This is a genomic window from Hafnia alvei, from assembly GCF_964063325.1.
Classification (GTDB): domain Bacteria; phylum Pseudomonadota; class Gammaproteobacteria; order Enterobacterales; family Enterobacteriaceae; genus Hafnia; species Hafnia alvei_B.
In genome coordinates this window covers 2,652,810-2,675,205 of the sequence record NZ_OZ061315.1, presented here as the reverse complement: position 1 = coordinate 2,675,205, position 22,396 = coordinate 2,652,810, and the positions used below count along the sequence as shown (strand labels likewise).

Genomic DNA, 22,396 nt, shown 5'->3' with positions numbered 1-22,396 from the left:
TTAAAAAATAGAAATAGGGAGTAGGAAACGTGAAAACGCATATTCACTGGAAATTTATTGGCATGTTCTTAGCCATGTTATTTTTGGCCGGCTGTCAGCATAAAGGCGGGCTTACCGCTGAACAAATTGCAGTACTAAAAGAACAAGGCTTTCAACAAACGGAAGAAGGGTGGATGTTTGGCCTATCTGAGAAAGTTCTTTTCGGTAACAATAAGTCCAATCTAACGCCAGAAAGCGTTGAAACAGTAAAACGAATGGGTAAAACGCTCGCGCAAATTAATATCATGCATGCGCGTCTGAGTGGCTACACTGATAATTATGGCGACGAAAGCTATAACCAACAGCTCTCTTTGAAAAGAGCCAATACCGTGGCGGATGCACTTTCTCAGGGTGGGATCCCACGAATGAATCTGACGACTCGTGGTATGGGTGAGAGTAACCCGATTGCGAGTAATAGTACTAAACAAGGCCGCTCAGAAAATAGACGCGTTGCTATTGTAATCGAGTCACCATAATTCAATTTTGGCTTGGGTATCACGGATGATGCCTACTCAATGATGCCATTCAAAGCCCGCGTTATTCAGCTTTCCTGATAGTAAAAATATTTAATCCGTTAATTAATTCCCTGTCGTTAATATAAGCTTTGCTAGTTATTTTCCTAGCCAAATCATCTTTACGTTTCAGGTGACTAAGATCACAAATTTTGACATTTGGACCATTTTGTTGAATTATTGTTATCTACCCGCTGCGTTATTTGAAGGATTAAATAAGGATAAAAGGGCCGAGAAATGCGTAGTTTAGCGGAGAATGGCTCTCCAATAACGCATATTGACGGCGATTTAGGCCACGTCTATCAGGCATAAGTGGCCACCGTGCGCCTCAGCGAGATGGCTTTCGCTGTGCAGCACAAAATTTAGCAAGGAAACGATAATGAGATTAAGAAGAAAGCAGGCAAAGCCGCTACACATTAACGACATTACAATTATTGATGATGAAAAATTAAAAAAAGCTATCACCGCTGCTGCGCTTGGTAATGCAATGGAGTGGTTCGACTTTGGTGTATATGGCTTTGTGGCCTATGCACTTGGACAGGTATTTTTTCCCGGGGCAGATCCTGGCATTCAGATGATTGCCGCCCTAGCAACATTCTCTGTTCCATTTTTAATCCGTCCTCTCGGTGGCGTTTTCTTCGGCGCATTGGGCGATAAATTTGGTCGCCAAAAAGTTCTGTCCGTCACGATTATTATCATGGCCGTCAGCACGTTCTGTATTGGTTTAATCCCTTCCTATGCCTCTATCGGCATTTGGGCTCCGATTCTGCTGCTGTTAGCTAAATTAGCTCAGGGCTTTTCTGTCGGTGGTGAATATTCTGGTGCGGCAATCTTTGTTGCCGAATATTCTCCAGACAGAAAACGTGGATTTATGGGCAGCTGGTTAGATTTCGGTTCAATAGCCGGTTTTGTCCTTGGCGCAGGCGTCGTTGTTCTTATTTCTAGTATTGTCGGTGAGCAGGACTTCCTTGATTGGGGTTGGCGTATTCCGTTCTTTATTGCGGCTCCGTTGGGCTTAATCGGTCTTTATCTGCGTCATGCGCTGGAAGAGACTCCAGCATTCCAACAGCATGTCGATAAAATGGAAAAAGACGATCGCAACGCGATCCAAAATCCGCCTAAGACTTCATTTAGACAAATCGTTTCCCAGCATTGGAAAAGCTTATTAACGTGCGTAGGTGTGGTAATTTCAACCAACGTAACCTATTACATGCTGCTGACGTATATGCCGAGTTATTTATCACATAACCTGCATTACTCTGAAGACCATGGGGTACTGATCATCATTGCTATCATGATTGGCATGCTGTTTGTGCAGCCAGTGATGGGGTTGATGAGTGACCGTTATGGCCGTAAGCCTTTTATTATTTTCGGCAGCGTTGGTTTACTGTTGCTGGCAATCCCATGCTTCAAGCTGATTAATAGTGATGTCATTGGGTTGATCTTCTTAGGCCTGCTTATCCTTGCCGTATTACTGAATGCCTTCACCGGCGTTATGGCATCGACGCTGCCTGCGATGTTCCCAACCCATATCCGTTACAGTGCTTTGGCGATCTCCTTCAACATCTCGGTTCTGGTGGCTGGTTTAACGCCAACAATTGCCGCGTGGTTAGTTGAGACGACAAACAACCTGTATATGCCAGCGTATTACCTTATGGTTGTTGCATTGATAGGTTTGGCAACGGGGATCTTTATGAAAGAAACCGCAAACAAACCACTGCGTGGTGCAACGCCTGCGGCATCAGACCGCGCTGAAGCCAAAGAGTTGTTACAAGAAACGTATGACAACATTGAGCAGAAGGTCGAAGATATTAACGGGCAGATTGAGGAGTTGGAGCGTCAAAAACAACGCCTTATCGACCAGCATCCCAAGTTGGATTAAAGCATCTGACTGAATCAAGGGCCGCATTGCGGCCCTTTTTTGTTTTATAGCCCTAAGCCTTTACGCTATGTTTTTTGGATATAGTTTTCGGCAAAAGTTTACAATTTAAAAACACAGCTTGAAGCAGAAAGGTATAGGCTTTTTCCTAATAACTGTGAGCGTGTAGGAATAGCGCTCAGTTATCAGAGGAGCCAAATGATGAATGCAAAAAGAGTTAAAATTGCCCAGTCCGTCGCAAAATATGCCGTTGCACGCCATAGTTCAAGTCGCTGGAATACGGCAATGAAAATGCTTAAGGCTTCGCTTTTAGCCGGCGTTAGTGCCTCAGGCAGTGATGCATGATCATAAAAAACCTGCGGTGCCATGCTCTTTTGGGTACTCTCCCAGAGCATGTCACATCATGCTATAGGTAGCGGGTTGACTCATTACATCGACAAAGACGTCTTTTGCAACGGCCCAAAAATGGCTCATGCCGGCCGTGTTAATGGTGGTGCCAGATAACGCCAAAACCAGCCAACATGTGATGGCAAAACCAATGCCGCTGAATGTAAAGGCGACAAAACGATGGCCTTTTTTGCGGAATTTGACATTCAATGAGCTGGCAATAAACATCATAAACGTGCTCATAATTTCCCAGCGGGCGACGATCAGCCCGGTCATAACAGTACCCATGTAACCCAATCCTTACTCAATATTAAAATGTGACGTTGGTCACATTATAAATTCCAGCGAGCGAATGCTCCAGCAGGTTTTTCATCCAAAAGCCTGCATTACTGTTTCCAGAGAAAATCAGAGGTACTGCATCTTCGGATGAGCGTCTACGCTTAATCTAACAATCAGAAGGAGTGCAGAATGAATGATGAGCCAAAACCAGAAGAGATTGTCGATGAGAAACCCTCAGATGATTTAAAGGTCGATAACGAAGAAGAAAAGCAAGGGAAATCGATTAATACCGATGAAGAGCAGCTACCGTCGCGCGCGGCTGCGGTGCACGAAATTATTCGCCAAGAAGGAACGAAGGAGCTGGAGCGTGATATTTGGGCGCTTTTGTGGTCGGCGCTCGCCGCAGGACTTTCGATGGGTGCATCGTTGATGGCGAAGGGGATTTTTCATGTCAAACTGGATGGTGTTCCCGGCGCCTTTTTGTTAGAGAACTTTGGTTATACCTTCGGGTTTATAATCGTCATTATGGCGCGACAACAGTTGTTTACCGAGAATACGCTAACAGCAGTACTTCCCGTTATGACTAAACCCAATAAAACTAATTTTGTTTTGCTGATGCGGCTGTGGGGATTAGTTCTATTCGGCAATTTAATCGGCACAGGCCTTGTCGCGTTTATTTTTTGGTATTTGCCGGTATTTGATGTGGAAACGCGTGAGGCATTTGTAACAATCAGCCAGCAGGTGATGAGTAACTCGCCCACCGAGATGTTTGCTAACGCCGTTATTTCTGGTTGGATTATCGCCTCGATGGTCTGGATGTTTCCATCAGCCGGAGCCGCCAAAATTTGGGTGATTATTATCATGACGTATCTCGTTGCGATAGGTGATTTAACGCATATCGTTGTTGGCTCCGTTGAAGTTCTGTATCTCGTATTTTCAGGTCATCTTAATTGGCAGGCATTTTTATACCCATTTGCTTTACCTACGCTGGCTGGAAATATTATCGGAGGTACCTTCATTTTCGCGTTAATCAGCCATGCGCAGATACGTAATGAGTTGGATAAGTCGAAGAATAAAAATAGGGGCTGATAATCGGTATAGCGGGAGTGGTGTTGATTTCATATACTCGAAATGTTGACTCACCGAGTATCAAAAAACATACCAAGGATAGCATGACTAATGATTGAATTATTTAAAGCAATTGGACTAGGACTGGTGGTTTTGTTGCCGTTGGCAAACCCATTAACAACGGTTGCATTGTTTCTTGGCCTAGCCGGAAATATGAATCGCGAGGAGCGAAATCGCCAGTCGCTGATGGCTTCAGTCTATGTGTTCGCTATCATGATGGTCGCTTTCTACGCGGGCCAATTAGTCATGAACACCTTCGGTATCTCGATCCCAGGGCTACGCATCGCCGGTGGATTAATCGTGGCCTTTATTGGTTTTCGAATGCTATTTCCACAGCAGAAAATGGAAGATCGACCTGAGGTTGAAAGCAAAACCAAAGAGTTGGTCAAGCACCCAACGGCCAATATTGCTTTTGTACCGCTAGCGATGCCAAGCACCGCGGGGCCAGGAACTATCGCGATGATTATTAGCTCGGCGTCCACCATTAAGCACGGTGCTGATTTCCCCGAGTGGGTATTATTGGTTGCACCCGTACTGGTGTTTTTATCCGTCAGCGTTATTTTATGGGGGTGTTTGCGGAGCTCGGGTGCCATTATGAAGCTAGTGGGGAAGGGCGGTATTGACGCTATTTCCCGTTTGATGGGATTTTTATTAGTCTGCATGGGTGTTCAGTTTATCATTAATGGCATTTTAGAGATCGTGAAGACATTTCACGTGATGATCTAACGACACTGACTATCCCTCTCTTTGGCCACGTCTATGCTGCACGATGTGGCCTATCTCATTCACCGCTCGATAATTCTCCATTGTGTTCTAAAATGAAGATAGAAAGGTTGTCTTCTTTTTATACCAAAGGAGTTAAAAATGAGCGACGGTATGAAAGATTCTCTTATTCTTCTTTCCCGAATACTACTGATGCTGCTATTTATTATTTTTGGCTGGTGGAAATTAGCTCATTTTGAGCTAGCCGTTTCTGCGATGCAGGGCTATGGCGCACCGTTACCTTATATCTCTGCCATTATTGCCGTCGTTATTGAGTTTTTCTTTGGTTTAGCGATTATTCTTGGGCTCTGGACCCGGCCTATCGCTGCAATTTTTGCACTTTATGTTTTGGGAACCTCAATTATTGGACATCCATTCTGGAGACTGAGTGGGATGGATATGGTGCTTAACGAAATCAACTTTTATAAAAACATCAGCATTATCGGGGGGCTTTTACTCTTGTTAGTGACAGGTGCAGGACGCTATTCACTTGATTATCGTTTGAGTAAAAAGCTGTAACCCTATTTATTTATCGACTAAACGGCCTCTTAGAAGGCCGTTTGCATATCCGAGAAATGAATTGCCTCTTCAAGCGCGGAGAATTCAGATTCGCCAAAAACGGTTATACCGTTTTCTCTGAGTAGTGAAGTTGTTAACCCCATTCCAGCGATGCGCTTCCCGCTGAAACTTCCATCGTAAATTTGTGAGCTACCGCATGATGGGCTGCCATCCGTGAGCAATGCAAATCGACATTGGTGCTGAAGGGCTAGCTGTAGGGCAATATGAGCCCCCGCCAAATAACCTGACGTCACGTCATGACTATTGGATTCAACCACCGTACGCTCGCCCAGCGGCGCAATACGTATTTCTGCGCTTAAGCGTGGAGTTGGGAAACCCGCACTCACTTCAGGACAGCAAAGTACAAGCCGTCCTTCTTGCTGCCAGCGTAACAATGCAGGAGGCATAAACGGCTTGGCGCTCGCGTTATAGCGAACCGGAAAGCCCATTAAGCAGCTACTAACTAATATTTTGGTGTGGGGTGCCATAAAAAAGCCTAAAAATGGTCGCCTTGCGAAGAGATTTATTTGCTATATACCTCGCATTATCGCATGAAAAACATTGGGAATAGATGCTTAACTGATTAATAAATAGCATTTTCTGGCTGAAAATGATCCGCATGGGATGAATATTGCTCACTTGAGCAAAAAAAACATTTTAACGCTGGACAGCCACCGGGAAGGTCGCTAATATCTGCCCCCATTGGAAGGATGGCTGAGTGGTTTAAGGCAGCGGTCTTGAAAACCGTCGAGTGTAATAGCTCCTAGAGTTCGAATCTCTATCCTTCCGCCAAATTAGAACCCCAAGCTTGTAATGAGCTTGGGGTTTTTGCTTTTCAGCATGACCACAAATCCTATGGCGAGTCTGCACGTTCTGTCCTTTGTTGTCGCTTGGCGAAATTAGCGATCAAACGTGAGACCGAGTGAGTAGGGCTTCGTGTGGCGCTGGCGCCTTTATCGTTGAAAAATATTGGTATCTGACGGCGATGACTTGGAGGTGAGAATAGCAGCGGCTAAAGCGCGATTTTAGTGCTTTAGTTGGGATGACGGTTATGGAATGAGTTATGTACCGGAAACACAATGAGTGTTTTACACTCAATATTATATATTATAAATGGTGTTGGACAGTATCAGAAAATATAGACAATAAATTTTTAATGTTCTTTAGACGTTTATTAGTACGGCTATTTTTATACTAAATATTATTTATAGCTTTGGATATTATATTTATTAGCATCGATAATTTTTCTTTTTTGGCTGATAGATAGAAAATTTCCCTAGGAATGTAAAAACTAAGCCCTTCTACATCAATAAATTCGACGTTATGATCTCTCTCGATAAATGGCGATTTTTCTATCGTTTTTGAAACAAAACTTATCGCAAGGTTCTTTTTCACGAGTTCGATAGTTTGAGTTATTTCTGAAGTTGAAATCAGAGATGAGTTTATACGCCTGTCATTTCTATATTGATGCATGTTTTTAAAGTAGGGAGAGCTAGGGGTGTGTCTTAGCTGTGCCCACGTTGCATTAGAAAGGACGGCTTCTACGTTGTTTTGGTACTTGAGAAGTAGGTCTTTCCCCGTCATCAGCATCAGCCTATCACCTTGGAGCTGCGTTGATTCAATATTTGCATAGGACTCTAAAGCGTCTCCGTTGTGGATATAAAAATCAATATTTTCATTATGCAAGTTGTAAGGAATATCTGTATCTATATTGATAATCTGGATGTTGTAATTATATTGCGTTAGCAAATTATCTAAAGCTGAACAAAGCCCCCAAAAGTAATAATTATTAACACCAATTTTAATGATTGGGTTTTGTGTCAAACCGCGGCCACGAACGATCTCATTTTCTAATTTAACTAGCTCCTCATATTTTGGGAGGAGTTCTGTATATAAACAGTTTCCCTTGCTAGTTAATTTTAAACCATCGTTGCTTCTAGTGAATAGCTCATACCCCAATTGTTCCTCAAGGTTGTTTATTGATTTCCCAAGCGGAGACGGTGTGATAAATAGCCGTTTTGCTGCTTTTTTAAAGGAAAGTTCTTGTGCGGTAATCATGAATAAGTTGAGGTTTTTTGACAGAACAAACATATGTATATAAACCATCCGATAAATAGTTAAATTGCCTACCTAAATTAATACAGATGAGTATTTTATTTTGAAAGCCTCGCAGTTAATAACTTAGGTTAATAATACCTAGTAAAATTATATTTGCAACTAATTTGAAATAACCATGCTTCGTTTTTAGTTTTGATATTTTTAAATCATGTAAAGAAATAATTACATTGTTTTAATTGCCGAAATTTTATTTCGTATTAATTGGATTTAATTCTTTCTGTAGTGTTAATTTATTGATTATGCAAATTACAGAATAAAATTAAATATTGCCAAAATAGTAAGGCTTATTAACATAGCAACGATATGCAGGCGCGTAATGAAATGATAAATTAATGTAACCAACTGAAATGAATCACTTTTATTTTGGTTGTGGGAGGCCGTTTATCAGAGCACAGGCAATAGTTATGATTTTTACTCAATAATGAAGCGTGTTGATTGAATTATTTTCTCTAAGAGTTACTGGTATGTGTAATGTGTGGTTCAGGTTTTACGCCATTGAAAATATATAACTGCATGAATATATATGATTTTGTGCCCATATGCTGCTGGTTATAGCCTGCTTGAGGTTGATTAATTTAACATTCTCAATACAAACTTCAATAAAAAAAATCGATCGGATTATGTTTCTTGAATGTTATGCCGCCGGCGTTCTAATAACCCTGTATATACAGGGTTATATAAAATTAAAGAATCAATACTATTTATAGTTACCTGCTCGTACAGGTCTTAGTAATATTACGTTGCGGTATTAATGTGACTTATGAAAAATATTGCATTATTAGAAAAAATGATGGTTTTTATCTATAAATAATATGGTTTGAGCTATATGAGGGGAGTGCAGAAAACCAATATTGATGGGACAGGACTTTATGAAGGTGGCCCGATTATCGAGCCAATGTATTCTAAGATTCGAACACTACTTACTTATAGAGTTTGCAGACAATGTTTCAATCGCCATCAAAACGCCAGACTGATAGAGAGCATTAGATTCAGTGCCGGCTGCTCCAAAAATAACCCCTTTCTGATTGTCTGTTACCGCAATAGACGGTGCGCTAGCATTGACGCCCGCTGAGTTGATGTTCGATTCTACCGTTAAAGGGATAAAGTCAGAGTTAAACTCATTGAAGCAAATGCCATCAGCATCTGTTTTCCACGCGATAATAAATCTTATGTCAGAGATATCCGTTGTGCAGGTGAAGGGCTGTATAGCGGGAAAACTCGTTTTATGATTCGATAAATTTAGCTCTAACCGATCGGTTCCAACTTTCGGCATCATTTTCTTACTAGGGAAATAAGTAATGCTATCTCCATACACATCACTGTATGAAACTTCGGTTTCGCCGCCATCTGTGTATTCGAGGGTATAGACTATCTTGAGTTTTTTGTTAAAAGAGTCATAGGCGGTGGCAAATTTTTTGATTGCTGTCGTTTGGTACTCAAGAAGATTTGTTTGAATGATTTTGTTGTTTGAGCAGTAGCACTCGAAGAAACCCACGGAATGATCGTCGATATTGACAGCGATAATATCGCTATTTTCGGCCTGAGTTAAACACAGATTGAGTCTTGCTGACGTATGTAAATTGAGATCATCGGCGAAAAATGCGGCGTCGACGGTGCCCTCTAGTTCGGTAATGTAGGATGCATCTTTAAAAGTATCGGCTGCTTCATCAAAGCTGAGATACTGCATCTGAATCGATTGATTAAGTATTGAAAACCAGGTGACGAAAAAGAGCCCACTTGCAGTGTTATAGATAACTCGCGGGGCAACGTTTATGCCAGCGTTATCGCTGATTTTCTGAGGGGCTTGCTGAGAATGTAATGCACCATTAGCATCGAGGCTAAAATAGCGAATAAAAATGCTTTTCTCATTTTCGTCAGTGGCTTCATCCCATACGGCAACAAAGCTATCATTTTGTGAAATACGGGTTAGGTGCGCATTTGATTGTGCATGCTCACTATTATTTGAAATACGAAATGGTTGCGGCATCACACCCGTGTTGGTAACCACTTTACCAAACACGGTGATATCCGCTGAACTCTTTCCGCTAGTGTATGCAATAACAAGATGGTTGGACTTGTCGGTATTAATGGCAGAATAAAGTGTATCTTCGTTGATAGTATCAACAAGGCAATAATACCCATTAAAAAAATGGCTTTTCATATCTGGCCTATTTCATTAAGTAACAGGCAGCGCTATCGCTGCCTGCTATTCACTTTATTGTTAGCGGTAAAGCTAACGTTTAACGTTAATATTAAAAAATTATTCTACTGCAAGCAGAATGGCTTGGGATGACAACGTTTCACCGTCAAGAGCTAAAGCATTAAACATGTAGCAAGTCTGGTTATCAGTAATAACGATACGTACGTTATCGCTATTTTTGTCTCCGTTATTCAATACGCCTTCTGCACCCATTGGGATAAAGTTTTTAGATACTTTGATGGTATGCACGGAGGATTGATCGCATTCCCAGGCAATGACATATTGGCGGTCATTTTGATCGGATAAATGTGGCGTACGTTTAATGTATGGGCGACGACCTAGGAACGTTGATTGGTTAATTTTAATAGCGGCACGCGGTTGAACTGGATAATCACTGCGCATACGCGTTGGGAAATACTGAACGGTATCACCATAGATGTCACCTTTATCACTAGTGGTAAAGACCATCTTAATCGTGGTGGTCTGATCGTCAAAGGCAATATGGAATTTGCTGATGCTGCTTGCCTGATACTCAGGCATGGCGTTTTGTGATACCTGATTATTTGCAAAGCCAAATTCGAAGAAAGCAAGATTAGTCCCATCTACCGTAAAAGCACCAACGATTTTGTCTGCCGCATTAACCAAACAGGCGTTCGTATTGATGGCTTCGTTCAGGTTGAATGTTGGGCTAAAGAAGTTATCACTGACTGGTGCTTCAAGCGTGCTCAGATAACCTTTCTGGGTGAATTGGCTAGCAGCATCATCCCAGTCAAAAAAGCCCATCTTGATCTCTTTATCTAATACCGCAGCCCAAGTGACGAAAAAGAGATCTAATGGTTTATTGTAAACAATACGCGGAGCCATGTAATCGCCATTACTTTGGCTAATAATCTGTGAAGATCCTTTAGGAATGATGTTACCTTCAGCACCAACGGTAAAGCGACGCATGCAAATTTGATACTTTTGGGTGGCAGATGTTGCACTGCTGGCCCAAACGGAGACAAAATCATCGGTGCCTGCGACTGGGGCCAGGTCCGCGTCAATTTGGTTATAGTCTGTAACATCAGGAATGAAGACAGGCTGAGGCATCGCCCCATCTTTGGTAATCACTTTTGCATAGGTTGACTTATAGTCTTTAGTTCGCATAGAAACATAACTGCTAACAAGATGTTTGCTCTTAGCGGTTAAAATAGTTGAGCAGATTGACTCGCTATTGGATGTATCGACAAAAGTGTGCAGTCCGACTGGGAAATTAGTGGTCATACATGGTCCTTTAATTGTTTGTTTAATATTTTCAGAATATTGCCATGACGTGCATGGTAATGGATTACACCCAGCGGAATATGCTCCCGTGAGCGTGATAGTAATGTCCTGATTGCAATGACCAGCAGGAACAATGATGGTTGCAACACCATTCCATAACTGACTGTTGCTGTCATAAGACATAGATAGCGTATGTACGTCTTGATCGGTGCTTAATGTTGCATTGAGCGACATACACTCGTTGTTCCAATATTTAGCATCAACCTTAATAGTGGTCTCTGAATTGTCAGCTGAGCTTGTTACTTCTGTTACTGATATTGACGTATCAACACCGATCAACTGCACTTCTGCGGTTGAGATTATTTTTGTGCCATCCCACGTTGAATTTGGCAGCGTTGGTTTGATAACCAAGGTATATGTGCGATTGCCAAACTCATTAATAATATTTCGTAGGACATCAATGTTTTGATCAGCTGTAATTGCGACCGTTATTTCAGTTCTGTCTTTTGTTACAGGGGTTGAGTTAACAATATGACTGTTCCCAACCAGCAACTCAGCACCGTCAACGGGGTTAATAATGTAAGTGTCGATAACCATGTCTAGCGTTTCACCACTGCCAAAAAAGTAATCTATTTCGGCAGTGAGCAATAGGGTACCGTCAGCATACTCTTGTTTACAGGGCTCTAGCGTAGCGCTATTAAGAATGATCATTTTTTTGTCATGGTCTTTGAATAATAAAATGATGTGCCGTAGTCTTCAAAAATACGGTTATCAATTTGAGCACTCATCACTAATGTATCTGTGCTCATATCGTAGGCAGTTTTGATATTGGCTGGGTTAGATAAATCGAGCATCTCCTCAGGTGATAAAATAAGTAGATTTTTATCTACATAAATAACATACGGGTTTGTGCCTTCCCATGTTACTGCATAATTTGTATTACATTTTTCAATATAAGGACGGTTGTAGCTTCCCTGAGTTTGACTAATAACAACGTTGTTTTCGACGAGATTATGATTTCCATTAGGATCGAGCGACTGAGCCGCTAGATAAATGTCACCTGACTCGGTATTGGCATAGGTAACAAAGATCATTTTCTCTTCTTTGTCGAGATATGTTTCATGGAACCCAATATTGTCATAAGCAAAGTCAAACAGACGCTGCTGTGACAACGATTTGTCTTGATATGTCAGAAGCAGGGTATGAATTGAGTCAGTTTGAACCTTGTACTGTAGATAGAATGTATTATCTCCGCCGTCAACGACTGTTAGGTTAGCAATTTTATTGCGTTTTGAGCTGAGATAGGAATCGCTGACTTTTGACGTAATCACCATTGGTGAGGATACCAGCGTAAAATCGCTTAAACGATACTGAGAGATAGTCACTTGCTCGGTGGAACATTCAACTTTTGCGATGAATAAGAATTCTTCGCAAATAAAGCTTAAAGGCAAAATAGCCGCATTGTTGGTGCTAATAGATTCAACCTCATGCGTACGTACTACCTCCAAGCGCTCATTAATTTCTGCATAGTGCAATGATGTGAAGCCAAAAGCATGCGCTTCAATCCAGGTCATCGCAAGGTTAAGTCCTTTTGGATTAATAGAAGCTTTCACATCAGTAATAGTTGCATTGCTGGTAGCGACTGTGGCCTGTTCGAAACCGGACTGCACAATGATTTCTGATTTATAGGGAAATAAAGTAAGTTCAGTGTGAATAGAGTAATTCTTGTTTCGGTACATTGTTAAACATTCATTTTTATATCTGTTCATTTAAAACGACCTCGTGGTTAGTTGTTGGGTAATACCTTACCCCTTTTGGGTTAGTGGTTAAATCGCAATTAATGGATGTTTAATGGCAATAAATGATACCCCTCTGATTTTGCATTCTCTGTTTCATCTCTATTACCTCAGTAGAGGAGCTGCACTTCTCTTTCATATTTATGAGAAATGAAGTCTTATGTGATTATTCCTAATGCCACAAGGTTGGCTGTGCGATGGGCTTTATCTGCTATTGATAACATTTATTGTTATGAATTTGGTGGTTTGGCTAACAATTATTGTTGTGGGTTTTTAAAAGGAATAATCATCTATGATTGAATTGTTTAATCGAAAACTAAGTCGTGCAATGGTATTTTCCTAGAATAAAAAACCAAAATGCATTCTTGCTTGTTGTGCTTTGTGTTGTAAATCATCCAATGTCTTATTTTTTTCAATATATAAAATCGAAAACATCCTCTTTCGGTGAAATAGGTTTTATTGGTGAATAGGGAGGGATAATATATTTGGGAACACAGTAAGGTGGCATTATTTAGAGAATATAATCTCTATATTCTCTGTGCAGCGGATAATAAAAGCGTATTGCTCATTACTATGAGATTGCTGGGATTCTCGGTTATTGAGTGGGGTTGTCATGTTTGTTATGCGAAGTTCATTTGCTGTTTTCCTTGTCAGTGTTGGTGTCCAATTAAATATAACTTTACTTTAGGGTTTAAAATGAAACTAAATAAATTAGCGGCAGTAGTATCTTTGGTGATGATGGCAGGAACTGCAAGCGCAGCAATTACAGGAACGCCAGGTGGCCAAGGTAAAGTAAACTTCAACGGTCAAATTGTTGATGCGCCATGTACTATCAAAAATGATTCTACTAACCAGACGGTTGAAATGGGTGCTATTACCATGAGCACGCTGGAAGCAGGTCGTTCAGCGCTTATTCCTTTTGAATTGCATTTAGAATCTTGCGAACTAAAAGCTGATGGATCTGCATATAAAGCGGCTATCGTTTTTGATGGTGTTCGTGCGGTAGCTGGTCAAGACGATTTGCTGCTGCTGAACGGCACTGCAAAAGGTGCTGGCTTAGGGATCATTGGTAAAAGCGGTAAAGATTTAGTTCTGGGCGATGAAGCCGATCTTGGTGATATGCTTAAAGGTGATAATACCCTGAACTTTACTGCTTATTTACAGAAGACTGGTGGTTCCTCAGCGGTAATTATTCCAGGTAGCTTTACCAGCGTTGCTAATTTCACAATGACTTATAACTAATTATTCCGATTAGTGATGAGAATAGGGGATTTATTTCCCCTATATTCTCAGCGTTTTTTTATTGTGGAATGGGGGTGGCGTATGTCTTGGTTGAAAATAGTGCGGCGTAATTTTGTGCTATGTGCCATAGCGATAATGCCATTTTCTGTATTTTCAGCTAATGCTGCCGAGCACGGGCGAGTCAATGTGAATGGGTCAATAGTTGCCAGTGCCTGTGCACTCGCGGTTGAGAGTATCGATCAGCATATTGATTTGGGCGCTTTGCCTATCGGTATGATTGCTCGTAATGGGCAGGGGCCTGAGAAGCCATTTCATATAAGTTTAGAAGGGTGTGAAGTATTTAGACCTGGAAATTGGTCATTTAACAGTGTTCGAGTGACATTTGATGGATTACACGATGACGTCCCTCATCTTATTAAACTGATTGGAAACGCTCAAGGGGTTGGTTTACTGATTAAAGACAGTGAAGGGAATAACATATTTCCTGGCGAAGCTTTAACCTCGTTGCCGCTCAAACAAGGTGCTATGACACTGAATTACACGCTATCACTAGAAAAAAATAATGAAAAATTATTGTCAGGGGGATATCGCGCAGGTATTCGCTTCAAAGTTGAGTACGAATAATTGGCGCATTTTAACTACGACTGAATCGACGCTTGAGAAAGTCAGTGGGCAAGCTTATGCCATGCAGTGATTAATCTATTTTCAAGACATATTTGATATTACGTAAGCAGTGCCTGAGAACCTGTGTTGCAGCTTTATTGTATTGGTGCTTCTCCCAAGTAGTGAGCTGTAAATACCTTAGTTTGCGATCTCTTTTTACGTAATAAATTTTGCTGATGATGTGATCGGAAGTCGTTTTCAAGTGCATCTGTGATGTAGCTTGCGATGGCGATTTTGTGCTGGAGTATTGGTTATAATGAATACGAATTTAATATTTGCTGAGTCTAAACTTGCGCTCAGTAAACTAAGTATCATTATTACAGTCGCATTGGTTTCTCTTTATTCCAATACGGTGGTCGCTGTTGAATTCAACACTGACGTTTTAGATTTGAATGATAAAGACAACATCGATTTTTCTCGATTTTCTCAGGCAAACTACATTTTGCCTGGCACATATCGTATGGACGTACGCTTAAATAGTCAGGCACTTAATGAGTACGATGTGGTGTATTTGTCCCTGCCGGAAAATGCAGAGACAAGTGTTCCATGTATTCCTGAAAGTATGATCCGTGAGCTAGGTTTAAAGCCTGATGTAATGGATAAAATTACCTATTGGCAATCCAATTCACAGCTGCAATGTGCAGATATGTCTATGTTGTCAGGAGCCTCTGCGCGGGGAGATTTGGGGACCAGCGCCTTACAGCTGAATATTCCGCAGGCTTATCTGGAATATAGCGATCCTAATTGGACGCCTCCATCTCGTTGGGACAACGGCGAGCCCGGCGTTCTGTTTGATTACAATCTCAATTCAAATTACACCAAGCCTCACGATGGGCAGCAGAGTCAAACTGCGAGTGTAAACGGCACCGTTGGTGCGAATGCGGGGCCATGGCGCCTGCGCGGTGATTATCAAGGTAGCTACAACCACAGCAGTACCGCAGGGCAAGCAACGACGCGAAACCTAGATTGGAGCCGAGTGTATCTGTTTCGCGCGCTGCCACAAATGCGTGCCGTTTTAACGATGGGTGAGAGCTATCTTGCATCCAGTTTGTTTGATTCATGGCGTTATAGCGGCGTTAGCCTAAACAGCGATGAGCGCATGTTACCGCCTTCGCTGCGTGGTTATGCACCTGAAGTCACGGGGATTGCTAAGACCAATGCCAAAGTGACGGTGAGTCAACAGGGGCGCGTGCTTTATGAAACGACGGTGCCATCGGGGCCATTTCGTATTCAGGATTTAAGCAGTGCCGTCAGCGGTAAGCTCGATGTGAAGGTTGAAGAGCAAGATGGCTCAGTACAAACGTTCCAAGTGGATACGGCCACGATTCCATATCTCACTCGTCCTGGCCAAGTTCAGTACAAACTGGCTTCAGGACGGCCATCAACCTATGACCATCATATTGATGGCCCTCTATTTACCTCCGGCGAGTTTTCGTGGGGGGTGACTAATGGCTGGTCATTATATGGCGGCTCAATTATTGCTGGTGATTATAACTCAGCGGCGTTGGGGATTGGTCGCGATCTCTATTCCCTAGGCGCACTATCAGCGGATATTACGCAATCCTTTGCCCAACTTCCGAACCAAGTAAAAAAACAGGGTAAATCTTGGCGAGTGAGTTATTCCAAACGCTTTGATAGCACTAACAGCGAAATTACTTTTGCTGGGTACCGTTTTTCCGAACGTAACTTTATGTCGATGGGGGAATTTCTTGACGCTAAATATCGTGACGGCAGCACTGGCAATAATAAAGAGCTTTACACCATTACAGCCAGTAAGGGCTTTGATGATTTGCGTTTAAGTCTCTATGGATCATATAGCCATCAGACTTATTGGGATCAGTCGGCTGACGATCGCTATAGCCTGTCGGCGAGTACGTATTTTGATTTAGGCCCACTGAAAAGCACATCACTCATGATTTCGGCGACCCGTAGTCAATACGAAGGTAACAATGATGATGTGATCTATCTGAGCATGAGCATCCCGTGGGGCACGGCCTCAGTAAGCTATACCGGACAGTATAACGATAAAACCTATACCCAATCCGCGAGTTATTACGACCGTATAGACAACAATAATAATTATCGCCTTTCTGCGGGTAACACGATGGGGGGCGCGAGTGGCACCAGTACACAAGGGAGTGGCTATTTTACCCACCACGGCGATGCCGCAGAGATGACGGCGAATGCCAGCTATAGCCAAAATAACTATACCTCCCTTGGACTCTCCCTGCAGGGAGGGCTGACTGCCACGGCGAAAGGTGCGGCGCTCCACGCGGGCGGCGGCAATGGCTCAACGCGTTTGATGGTTGATACCGGCAAAGTTTCCGGTGTTCCGGTCAATAACGGCCGCGTTCATACCAATATGTTTGGCCTTGGTGTTATCGCTGATGTTGGCAGTTTCTACCGAAATACAACCAGCTTAGATCTCACGACGATGCCAGACGATATTGAGGCCAATCAATCCGTGGTTGAGTCTTCACTAACCGACGGAGCGATAGGTTATCGCAAGTTTTCTGTGGTTCAAGGTGCGAAAGCGATGGTGGTGTTGGCCATGGAAGATGGCCGTCATCCACCGTTTGGCGCGAGCGTTTTTAGCCGCGAAGGGCGCGAAATAGCGGTGGTGGCGGATAGCGGTCAGGCATGGTTGACCGGTTTACAGGCCAATGAAACGTTAGACGTGAAATGGGATGGCCAGACACAGTGCCAGGTCACGTTGCCCAATAAATTGGACACGCTATCTAGTCTGTTATTGCCGTGCCAAGCAGTTGGTAAGAATGAAGAAGTGAAGTAGTACCAGACGAGATGAACTCCAGTGGCATAGAGAAATACTGGTCTGAAAAAAATAGTGAAATTATCAATGCGAACAAGTGAGTACCTGTGTACTCGTGGTGAAATAACAGGCGAGTTGTCTAGCCTGCACAAATTCAAAAAGAGTAATGAAGCATGAAAATAATGTATAGCGTAGCACTGGGCGGGGCTTTAATGCTGAGCGTTCAAGCAGGTTACGCCGCGATAGCGTTAGATCGTACTCGGGCCATTCTTGATGGAAGCGAAAAAGCGATTGCTTTGACAATCCGTAACGACAATCCACGTTTACCTTATTTAGCGCAGGCTTGGCTGGAGGATCTGGAGGGTCACCGTATCACTGGGCCACTGATTGCTGTGCCGCCGGTTCAGCGAGTAGAACCAGCAACAAAAAGCCAAATCAGCATTAGCAGTTTGCCGAGTGTAAGTGCCTTGCCACAAGATCGTGAGTCTGCGTTTTATTTCAATGTACGAGAGATACCACCGCGCAGCGACAAGCCGAATGTTATGCAGGTAGCGCTACAAACTAAGATTAAATTATTTTATCGGCCGAGCAGTATAACGCCGAAATCTGGCGATGTTTGGCAAGATAAATTGGTACTGACCAAGATAAATAGTGGTTATCAAGTTGACAATCCGACGCCGTTTTACGTAACGGTTATTGGATTATCCGGCACGCCGAAAGGGTTAGTTAAAGATTTCAAAGCGGTAATGATTGCACCAAAATCCACGGTGAAAGTTCAGGCGCATCATTATGATTCTCCTTACATGACGTATATCAACGATTATGGCGGACGACCAACGCTGAAATATCGGTGTCAGGGGGATGTTTGCCATGCGGAACCGCATCAAGAATAAAAGCGATAAAGACCCGCTGAAAACAGCTAATAACGCTTGCTGCTGTCCTTCAGAATTAAACATGAGTATCAGCCAAGGATATAACAATGGGATGGCAACATAATCATTCCGGTTTAAGAATGGGATTACAACTGTGTTTTTTAGCATGTGGCTTTAATAATCAGCCCGTTCAAGCAAAAGAGTCTGCACCGATTGATGGTTGGTTCGTAGAAGGCATGCATGGTGAGATTGACGTCAGCGGCGAATTAACCGAATCGCCTTGTTATCTCAGTATGGAGTCAGCGGAACAGACGGTGAATTTGGGTACTATTCCGCGATATCGCCTACAGAGAATAGGCGACCGTGCACCTGAGATTGCTGTTCATATTCAACTGAAAGACTGTGGCATGGTGTCAAATCATGTGCAAGACGATGAACATGACGAGACGCTATATAGCCTACCGGACCAGCAGGTGGCATTTATGACAATTAACGGTAATGAGGCTGACAATAGCCTGCATTTATTACAGGTCAAAGGTGAGGCGAAAGGCGTAGCACTTCGGTTAGAGGATAGTAAACATCAACAGCTGCGAGTCGGTGAGCATAGTCGCGGTCAGATCATGTCGCAGGGAAATACCGATATGGTGCTATACGCAATGCTTGAGCGAACGGAAATGCCTTTAAAAGAAGGCAAGTTCAATGTACTGATGAATTTTACGCTGGGATACCATTAATATATCAAAGGGAGGGCCAAGTGAAACGAAATACAAAATATGCAAAAGTATTTTCTACGATGTTGATATTAAATTTGCTATTAGCGCCTCTCTTCGGATATGCCGACGAGGGAGACACCGCTACTGTTGAAGTTAAGGGGAAGATTTTTGTCCAGCCACCGTGCCATATCAATAATGATAAAGACATAAAATATGAGTTTGGCAAGGTTGTGGTGAGTGATGTGGGAACAGATAAAACGAAAATAGCACATGATTTAAAATTTGTTTGCGACTATTCACCAACGGCACAGCTATTTTTAACCGTGACAAGCCAAAACCCTGTTCCTTCTATCACAAATGCGATAGCTGTTAATGATTCAGGGCTAGGTGTCGCATTTTTTAATGCAAGTTACAATGATACGGAAGTGGATATAAATTCGCCCATCAAAATTACAGATGGCACCATAATGTCATTAACTGCCCAATTGATAAACTATAAGCCAGGCACGGAGCTTAAGACCGGGGCGTTCTCTGCCAGTGTCATTCTAGAAACGAGTTTCCCATAAAGTATTAGAGGTGTACTCATGATGAATAGATTAAGACCTCAACTTAATTTCTGCCAGAGAATAGCGATTTGCTTTATTGTTTTAATATTTAGCTCATCGGTCAATGCTATTACGGCATCATTTTCTGGCGAGCTGATTGAAATTCCCTGCACGTTTAGCAATAGCGCAGATCTTGATTTTGACTTTAAGGACGTTGTGGCTCAAGAGGTTGATGGAATCAATCACGCGGTTGAGCAACGGGTAGATGTTAGCTGTTATGCCTCAGCGACGCTACCTACTCAGTTACTCTCGCTGACGATTAACGGCTCGCACCTTGCTGGTGCCGCCGACAACATTGTCGATAGCGGTTTACCCAATCTAGGCATTGCGTTAACGAATAGTATCAACGGCAACGAACTTCCTTTAGGGCAGCCGATTAAAGATATAGGTGTTGCTGGGGCCAGTTCAATGAGCTTTATTTTGAAAGCAACACTAATAAATAACTCTACGAATAATGCCACATTAGATGCTGGGGATTTTTCGACGGATCTGGTGCTGAGTGCTAAATACGAGTAAAGGAATGAAAAGGAAAATCTGATGCCGGTCGTAAAAGTAATATTTTTAATGATATTCTATTGTTTGTTAACGGGGGGCGCTCGGGCGGATAGCACCAAAGCTCATCTGCACGGTAAGATCATTTCCGTACCTTGTTATATTAACAATAAAACTGCGTTGGATTTTAACTTTCAGCGGATGGGGATCAAGCGTATTGACGGTATCCGCTATGCGGTGAGTCTAGACATTCCAATTCAGTGTGACAAAGATATTAATGCGCGCTTGTTCTTGAAAATTAGAAGTCAGGCCGTTAGCGCGACTCAATCTCATGTAATAAAAACAGATGTTGATAACCTGAATATTGCGCTATTTGATGAACATCAAAATAAAGAGCTACCGCTGAATACTGAGGTTGAAATAGATAAAACACAGACTTTTCGTATTAAAGCCGTACCCGTGAAAGAAGACCCCAATAAGATGTTAGAGGCTAAACCATTTACCGTCATGGCGACTATGGTTGCGTACTATGAATAATCTGACATACCAACGTGTTTTACAATTCATGCTGAGCACAATATTCATTGCTATAGCGGCATTTAATGTAACAGACCTTCAGGCGAACAATGATTTATCATTTATGGATAAAATAACACGTCGCACTGCGGAGTCTGATGCATCTCCGGTGAATGCCGTATTCCACGGAGAACTGGTAGAAGATCCTTGTGTTGTTTCCACCGAAAGTGAAACACAAGACGTAGAGTTCGGACAGCGCGAGAAGACATTTTTCTATATACACTCGGATAACCCGGTGACGGCGCCAATCGCTTTTAATCTCATACTAAAAGAGTGCGATCTCTCATTAGGTACAAAGGTAAAAGTATCACTTATCGGAGATGATGATCCTGAGGACCCCGGCTATCTGCGCATAAAAGGCCAGGCTGAGGGGGTCGCAATTGGTTTAGCCTCCACTCAAGATGGCACCGCCGTTGCAATGCCGATTAATACCGGGATGACATATTTTTTGCACGATCAGAGCGACAACGTTTTAACCTTTCAAGCGTATTTAAAAGGTAATCCAAAACGTATTGAGAACAGAACAATAGTTGAGGGCGACTTTACCGCCATCGCCGAGTTTCAGTTGGAGTACGAGTGAAGAAGATGAAAAATATTAAAATAATAAGCAGGGTGTTTGTTCTATTTCTGGGGCTAGCAAACTTAGGCGTGAATGCTGTCAGCTACAAATGGCCAGTAATAGAAAGCGCCGATGTGACGATAACCGGTAGCGATTCGGCGACCTATGTGCTTCATTTTGGTTATCCAACAATACCTGACAATTCGACACTAGATCAAATTCCTACGGCATGCGAATCTGGCTCATGCGTGTTTATTGTTACCCATCGCCATAATGACGGCGCGGGAACCATTACCGCAAACCCGAATGATATCCCTTCTTCCTATGTTAGCGAGTGGAAAAGGGGAACGGAGTGGCGAAATATTTTAAAAGACACAACAAATTTCGGCGTGAGTTCGTTTACGGTGAAGCATTTTGGTGGCGTAAATGGTCAGGAATGCGTTGATGCAGCTTTAGCCCCGAGTGTTTATCGAGGATCTTCTGGCGTATCACATTTGTGGAGTGAGTGGCAGGGGGCCCGTGCTACACTGCCTAATTTTGCCGTAAGTTGTCTGGGGTTGCCACCCGTTAATCAATGGTGTGCATTGCATGATCCATTAATAACGTTTGATTTCGGCACGCTACAACTGGCCGATGCTAAGGGCGCGAAGCGTAAGGAAAATATACAGATTGATTGTTCAGTAGCCGGTATGAAATATGTTCTTAAACTGAGAGGCTTGGATTTTATTGCTCTCAACAACGGAATGAATGCCAAGTTTACTGCTGATGGAAAACCATTAGGGGAAACCTTAGAAGGCACGGCAGTAAGTAATATCGTGGCTTTAGAAGCGGAGCTAACCGGCACTCCTCCTCAGGATGGCGGAGACTTTTCTGGTACCAGCATCTTATCCGTGAGCTACCCGTAAAAACAGTTTCATACGTGTTTGACATGCAGCATATTATTTCCATCGTAAAAATAGATAACCTGTTTTATCTGTCATTGT

22 protein-coding genes and 1 tRNA gene are annotated in these 22,396 nt (G+C 42.6%); 17 read left to right on the top strand and 6 right to left on the bottom strand.

The window, feature by feature from the left end; genetic code table 11:
• Positions 1–62 precede the first annotated feature (62 nt).
• From AB3Y96_RS12830 to AB3Y96_RS12820, 3 genes are all read left to right on the top strand, one after another.
• Positions 63–515, top strand: a complete 453-nt coding sequence (locus AB3Y96_RS12830) for an OmpA family protein (RefSeq protein ID WP_072310522.1) — start codon at positions 63–65, stop codon at positions 513–515.
• 415 nt (positions 516–930) lie between these two features.
• Positions 931–2,433 (top strand): glycine betaine/L-proline transporter ProP, encoded by a 1,503-nt coding sequence (proP, locus tag AB3Y96_RS12825; protein WP_072310513.1) that lies wholly within the window; start codon positions 931–933, stop codon positions 2,431–2,433.
• Positions 2,434–2,628: 195 nt separating this feature from the next.
• Positions 2,629–2,775: a hypothetical protein gene (locus AB3Y96_RS12820; RefSeq protein WP_367299366.1), complete on the top strand. Its 147-nt coding sequence runs from the start codon at positions 2,629–2,631 to the stop codon at positions 2,773–2,775.
• Between the two features lie 51 nt (positions 2,776–2,826).
• Here AB3Y96_RS12820 and AB3Y96_RS12815 read toward each other — a convergent pair whose 3' ends face one another.
• Complete coding sequence (locus AB3Y96_RS12815) at positions 2,827–3,105, bottom strand: YjcB family protein (RefSeq protein ID WP_072310512.1); 279 nt, start codon at positions 3,103–3,105, stop codon at positions 2,827–2,829.
• 180 nt (positions 3,106–3,285) lie between these two features.
• Between AB3Y96_RS12815 and AB3Y96_RS12810 the strand changes: the two genes are divergently transcribed.
• The 3 genes from AB3Y96_RS12810 to AB3Y96_RS12800 all read left to right on the top strand — a co-directional run bounded on the left by AB3Y96_RS12810 (position 3,286) and on the right by AB3Y96_RS12800 (position 5,505).
• Positions 3,286–4,185: a formate/nitrite transporter family protein gene (locus tag AB3Y96_RS12810; RefSeq protein ID WP_072310511.1), complete on the top strand. Its 900-nt coding sequence runs from the start codon at positions 3,286–3,288 to the stop codon at positions 4,183–4,185.
• Positions 4,186–4,275: 90 nt separating this feature from the next.
• Positions 4,276–4,950 carry a MarC family NAAT transporter gene (locus AB3Y96_RS12805; protein ID WP_072310510.1) on the top strand — a complete coding sequence of 225 codons (675 nt, stop codon included), beginning with the start codon at positions 4,276–4,278 and terminating at the stop codon, positions 4,948–4,950.
• Between the two features lie 138 nt (positions 4,951–5,088).
• A complete protein-coding gene (locus AB3Y96_RS12800) occupies positions 5,089–5,505 on the top strand; it encodes a DoxX family protein (protein ID WP_168780282.1) in 417 nt (138 codons plus the stop codon).
• 29 nt (positions 5,506–5,534) lie between these two features.
• On the opposite strand, the gene AB3Y96_RS12795 is transcribed toward AB3Y96_RS12800, so the two are convergent.
• Positions 5,535–6,032: a DUF523 domain-containing protein gene (locus tag AB3Y96_RS12795; protein ID WP_367299365.1), complete on the bottom strand. Its 498-nt coding sequence runs from the start codon at positions 6,030–6,032 to the stop codon at positions 5,535–5,537.
• A gap of 216 nt (positions 6,033–6,248) precedes the next feature.
• Here AB3Y96_RS12795 and AB3Y96_RS12790 point away from each other — a divergent pair.
• Positions 6,249–6,336: transfer RNA gene (locus AB3Y96_RS12790), tRNA-Ser, on the top strand.
• Positions 6,337–6,738: 402 nt separating this feature from the next.
• Here the strand turns inward: AB3Y96_RS12790 and AB3Y96_RS12785 are convergent.
• The 4 genes from AB3Y96_RS12785 to AB3Y96_RS12770 all read right to left on the bottom strand — a co-directional run bounded on the left by AB3Y96_RS12785 (position 6,739) and on the right by AB3Y96_RS12770 (position 12,894).
• A complete protein-coding gene (locus AB3Y96_RS12785; protein ID WP_367299364.1) occupies positions 6,739–7,635 on the bottom strand; it encodes a LysR family transcriptional regulator in 897 nt (298 codons plus the stop codon).
• A 943-nt stretch (positions 7,636–8,578) separates the two neighbouring features.
• The gene (locus tag AB3Y96_RS12780; protein ID WP_367299363.1) at positions 8,579–9,823 is read right to left on the bottom strand and encodes a hypothetical protein; all 1,245 of its coding nucleotides are present in this window, start codon (positions 9,821–9,823) and stop codon (positions 8,579–8,581) included.
• 99 nt (positions 9,824–9,922) lie between these two features.
• Positions 9,923–11,836: a hypothetical protein gene (locus AB3Y96_RS12775; protein ID WP_367299362.1), complete on the bottom strand. Its 1,914-nt coding sequence runs from the start codon at positions 11,834–11,836 to the stop codon at positions 9,923–9,925.
• Complete coding sequence (locus AB3Y96_RS12770) at positions 11,833–12,894, bottom strand: hypothetical protein (RefSeq protein ID WP_367299361.1); 1,062 nt, start codon at positions 12,892–12,894, stop codon at positions 11,833–11,835. Before AB3Y96_RS12770 ends, AB3Y96_RS12775 begins: the two co-directional genes overlap by 4 nt.
• Before the next feature lie 723 nt (positions 12,895–13,617).
• Between AB3Y96_RS12770 and AB3Y96_RS12765 the strand changes: the two genes are divergently transcribed.
• The 10 genes from AB3Y96_RS12765 to AB3Y96_RS12720 all read left to right on the top strand — a co-directional run bounded on the left by AB3Y96_RS12765 (position 13,618) and on the right by AB3Y96_RS12720 (position 22,318).
• Complete coding sequence (locus AB3Y96_RS12765) at positions 13,618–14,163, top strand: fimbrial protein (RefSeq protein WP_072310504.1); 546 nt, start codon at positions 13,618–13,620, stop codon at positions 14,161–14,163.
• A gap of 81 nt (positions 14,164–14,244) precedes the next feature.
• A complete protein-coding gene (locus AB3Y96_RS12760; RefSeq protein WP_367299360.1) occupies positions 14,245–14,787 on the top strand; it encodes a fimbrial protein in 543 nt (180 codons plus the stop codon).
• A 295-nt stretch (positions 14,788–15,082) separates the two neighbouring features.
• Positions 15,083–17,617 (top strand): fimbria/pilus outer membrane usher protein, encoded by a 2,535-nt coding sequence (locus AB3Y96_RS12755; RefSeq protein WP_367299359.1) that lies wholly within the window; start codon positions 15,083–15,085, stop codon positions 17,615–17,617.
• Between the two features lie 152 nt (positions 17,618–17,769).
• Positions 17,770–18,489 (top strand): fimbria/pilus periplasmic chaperone, encoded by a 720-nt coding sequence (locus AB3Y96_RS12750; protein ID WP_072310502.1) that lies wholly within the window; start codon positions 17,770–17,772, stop codon positions 18,487–18,489.
• An 86-nt stretch (positions 18,490–18,575) separates the two neighbouring features.
• The gene (locus tag AB3Y96_RS12745) at positions 18,576–19,202 is read left to right on the top strand and encodes a fimbrial protein (RefSeq protein ID WP_367299358.1); all 627 of its coding nucleotides are present in this window, start codon (positions 18,576–18,578) and stop codon (positions 19,200–19,202) included.
• A gap of 20 nt (positions 19,203–19,222) precedes the next feature.
• A complete protein-coding gene (locus AB3Y96_RS12740; protein WP_367299357.1) occupies positions 19,223–19,747 on the top strand; it encodes a fimbrial protein in 525 nt (174 codons plus the stop codon).
• Positions 19,748–19,765: 18 nt separating this feature from the next.
• On the top strand, positions 19,766–20,302 hold the full coding sequence (locus tag AB3Y96_RS12735) for a fimbrial protein (RefSeq protein ID WP_367299356.1): 537 nt from the start codon (positions 19,766–19,768) through the stop codon (positions 20,300–20,302).
• A gap of 21 nt (positions 20,303–20,323) precedes the next feature.
• On the top strand, positions 20,324–20,815 hold the full coding sequence (locus tag AB3Y96_RS12730) for a fimbrial protein (protein ID WP_367299355.1): 492 nt from the start codon (positions 20,324–20,326) through the stop codon (positions 20,813–20,815).
• Positions 20,808–21,434, top strand: a complete 627-nt coding sequence (locus AB3Y96_RS12725; protein ID WP_367299354.1) for a fimbrial protein — start codon at positions 20,808–20,810, stop codon at positions 21,432–21,434. Before AB3Y96_RS12730 ends, AB3Y96_RS12725 begins: the two co-directional genes overlap by 8 nt.
• Positions 21,431–22,318, top strand: a complete 888-nt coding sequence (locus AB3Y96_RS12720) for a hypothetical protein (RefSeq protein WP_367299353.1) — start codon at positions 21,431–21,433, stop codon at positions 22,316–22,318. The genes AB3Y96_RS12725 and AB3Y96_RS12720 overlap by 4 nt, the downstream gene beginning before the upstream one ends.
• Positions 22,319–22,396: the final 78 nt, after the last annotated feature.